The sequence below is a fragment of the Bartonella refiksaydamii genome, from assembly GCF_902652675.1.
GTDB lineage: Bacteria > Pseudomonadota > Alphaproteobacteria > Rhizobiales > Rhizobiaceae > Bartonella > Bartonella refiksaydamii.
On record NZ_LR736340.1, the window covers coordinates 1 to 3,522 of the forward strand.

The following is a 3,522-nucleotide window of genomic DNA, read 5'->3' on the forward strand; positions in this document are numbered from 1 at the left end:
CAATTTTCCGCGCATGTAAAGGCTTTGACTCGTTGTATGTTACGCGCATATAATGGCGTTGTCAGGTGTGGTTATGCCATAAAATACCCTTTGAGGAAAAGCATAACGACGGACTATTGGCCGTGTTTTTGAGCGCTCGGCACTTTTCATTGAGTGTCAATCAAAAACGTTTAACCAATAGGAGTTCATTATGAACAATCTTATTCCAATATCGGAACAAACTGTTGGACAGGAAACTGTTCAAACCGTTAATGCACGTGAATTGCATAGTTTTTTAGAAGTAGGTAAAAAATTTGCAGACTGGATTACTGAACGTATCAACAAATATAATTTGGTAGAAAATCAAGACTTTGTTTGCTTCCCAATTTTGGGAAGCAAAGGCAGGGGTGGTCACAATCGTAAAGACTATCATCTAACTTTAAGTGTAGCAAAAGAGCTTTCTATGCTTGAGAACAATAAGAAAGGTAGAGAAGCGCGTTTATACTTTATCAAATGTGAACGGCTTTTAAAACAAGTAGCAACACCACAAGTTGATTACTCCAAACCAGAAGCATTACTTGGTGTTTTAAATCACTTACAAAACCAAATAGAGCAGAAAGATCATGTTATTGCCGAGTTAACACCAAAAGCAAAAGCTTTGGATGGTTTAAAGCGCTCTGATGGTTTGTTTGGTCTGATTGAAGCAGCAAAGATGCTTGAAGTACGACCAAAGGATTTAACAGATTACTTGCGCCAAAATGATTGGGTGTATCGCCGTATTCCGACTGGTCCATTGTTACCTTATCAGGATAAAATCAAGAAAGGTCTTATGGATTGTCCTGCTATCACTATTCAAAGACCGGATGGAACAGATAAGGTGCTGCCTTCAACAAAAATTACACCAAAAGGATTGGCATGTTTGAGAGAACAAATCTTTGGGGGTGTACAATAAATAGCAGTATCGATTTTTTATATGATTTGTGGATGGCTTTGTTTCAGTTTGTCAATTGTGAAGACATTGAAGACAGTGTAAAAGTGATGTCGCGTTATACAAAATGAATTGTACTCATTATACTCTTATTAGCGCTTGATTTTTCACGTCTTATAGATGCTGTAGGGAATATTTTTACACAAAAACCAAATATCCGACTCTAAACATACTCTGAGACGCGCGAAATCCTTTAGCAAATGGTTTCTTAATTTTGCTCGTCTCATGGAGGCTATCAATAATGTCTTTGTACATTTAAAATAGTGGTTCTCAAAGAGTTAAAAATTTGTTCTATAATAATAACAAATTGTTAATATACGTGCGTTTAATAGGTATATTTCGTAATATTATCGGCTAAAAAGGTGGGAATAATTATGGAAAACGTTGCAGTTCAAAAACAAGAAAAGAATAAAACTGAAAAGTTTTCTATGAAAGAAAATCTTGCTGGAAGAGTTCGTCGTTTTCCTAAACCGTCCACTGAAATGGAAGCTTTTCAGCCTGTTTTTGAAGCAGTAAGCAACGCTATTCACGCGCTTGAAGATTCTAAGCAAGAAGATTACAAAAGTGCGGGAAACATAGATATAAAAATCAAAGATATAGATGATAATGAATCACTTGAAATTATAGTTAAAGACAATGGTGTAGGATTGGATGATGAGCACTTTCAAGCTTTTCGTACTGTAGATACTAATTTTAAATTAGAAAAAGGAGGAAAAGGAGTTGGGCGGCTGCTATGGTTGGATGCCTTTAAGAAAATACGAGTTAAAAGTATATTCCTTGAAGAAAATCAGCTTTACCAGAGAAGCTTTACATTTTGTTTAGAAGAGGAAAATCAGATTCTCGATCATTCAAAAATGCCTCTTATTAATCAAGAAGTAACCGGAACAGAAATTATTTTTACCGGTTTAAGAGATGTAGCGTACCAAAAACATTTTCCACGCAAAACTGACACAATGATTGATCATATTGGAGCACATTTTTTTCAGATTTAATTTTAGGAGAAATTCCTAAAATAAATTTTTGTTATGATCAGATATCTGTTGATTTAGCGCAGAAAATTAAAGATTATTTGGTAGACAATAGAGAAGAGATCACACTTAAAACCACAGAATTTGGTTTATTAAAGATTCGTAATTTTATTTGCAAAGAAAATGCTAGCCGTAATTTTAAAGGGAACCACCAGCTGCATCTTTTCGCGCATGGTCGCACTGTTACTACTGAAAGCATCGATAACCTTATTGGTTTTGGAAAATTTGGAACCCAAAAGCTGGTATATCATGGTTGCATAAGTGGTCAATATTTAGATGATAGAGTTAATCAAGAAAGAACGCATTTTTCTTTTAAAAACAGTATATTAAAAGATATTTTACGTGCTATTGCTAACAACATTACACAGAGTGTTCTTGCTCCAGAAAATGAAAAGTATGAAAGAAAACGTTTAAATAAATTAAAAAAATTTTGTGAAACCCATCCTTCCTATCGCTTTGAGAGTTATGAAAAATTATTAGAAACACTTCCTAAAGCTGCAAAGAATACAGAGGGGTTTGTTAAAACACTGGCTATTCACAAACTTAGGAGAGAAAAAAACAAAATAAGAGAATTGAAGAAATATACCGTGAAATTACTGAAGGAAATGCCAATACAGACAGCTTTTCTCAGAAAGTTTCTGAACTTGCAAGAGAAGTTAAAGACGAAGAAGCGAGACAGTTAGCAGAGTATGTTATCCGTCGTGAAGTTATACTTAAAATTTTAGAAGGATTAATAATAGAACTTAAGAAAAATGTTAATGGTCAAGAAGTACCACATCTAGAGAAAACATTGCATAAACTTATTTGTCCAATGCGTGTTCGGGGGGATGATCCTGAATCTCAGGAAAATTTAACACACGATTTATGGATTATTGATGAACGATTAACATTTACAAAATACTTTGCTTCGGATGTGCCTATCAATCAAATCACGCAGGATAGTATAGAAAAAAGTCGTCCTGATTTATTATGTTATAATCAATTATATGCCCTAGGACTTGAAGGTCGTCTCGATGCAGATCTGGACAGGCTAATGTTGGTGGAGTTTAAAAGACCAGGTCAGAAAAAATATAAAGCAGGTTACTCCCCCATGCATCAAATAAACAAATACCTCAATGAACTTAAAGGACAGCGTATAAAGACATTTGATAATAAGAAAATAAAGATTTCAGAGCAGTGTGTTTTTTATTGTTATATTATTGCTGATATAGAAGGTGAACTTAAAACGCAAACGTCTACATGGCAAAAAACAGCTAATGGGCGAGGGAGAACTTTTCCTCTACAGGGAGAATTTCGAGGAACCGTTGAAATAATAGAGTGGTATGATTTATTAGAGGACGCAAAATTAAGGAATGAAGCATTTATTTCTACATTAAAGGTTTAATTTTTTGATACGATAGACAATATCTTCGCACATTTGAAACAGTGGCTAACCAAAAACCGAAAGCTTTATCCCCTCCGCTTTCACGGCGGGGAAAGAGAGATTATATCGTTATCTATCCGCTAATCGCTTAAGTGTTTCTTAGA

4 protein-coding genes are annotated in these 3,522 nt (G+C 34.6%); all 4 read left to right on the forward strand.

Annotated features, from left to right (window positions below):
* Positions 1-190 precede the first annotated feature (190 nt).
* The 4 genes from GQO39_RS08135 to GQO39_RS09345 all read left to right on the forward strand — a co-directional run bounded on the left by GQO39_RS08135 (position 191) and on the right by GQO39_RS09345 (position 3,379).
* Positions 191-931, forward strand: coding sequence for an antA/AntB antirepressor family protein (locus GQO39_RS08135; RefSeq protein ID WP_156851718.1), 741 nt, complete (start codon positions 191-193; stop codon positions 929-931).
* Positions 932-1,341: 410 nt separating this feature from the next.
* A complete protein-coding gene (locus tag GQO39_RS09335) occupies positions 1,342-1,959 on the forward strand; it encodes an ATP-binding protein (protein WP_246668557.1) in 618 nt (205 codons plus the stop codon).
* Positions 1,960-2,036: 77 nt separating this feature from the next.
* Positions 2,037-2,678 (forward strand): hypothetical protein, encoded by a 642-nt coding sequence (locus GQO39_RS09340; protein ID WP_246668558.1) that lies wholly within the window; start codon positions 2,037-2,039, stop codon positions 2,676-2,678.
* Positions 2,679-2,785: 107 nt separating this feature from the next.
* Positions 2,786-3,379: a hypothetical protein gene (locus GQO39_RS09345; protein WP_246668559.1), complete on the forward strand. Its 594-nt coding sequence runs from the start codon at positions 2,786-2,788 to the stop codon at positions 3,377-3,379.
* Positions 3,380-3,522 lie beyond the last annotated feature (143 nt).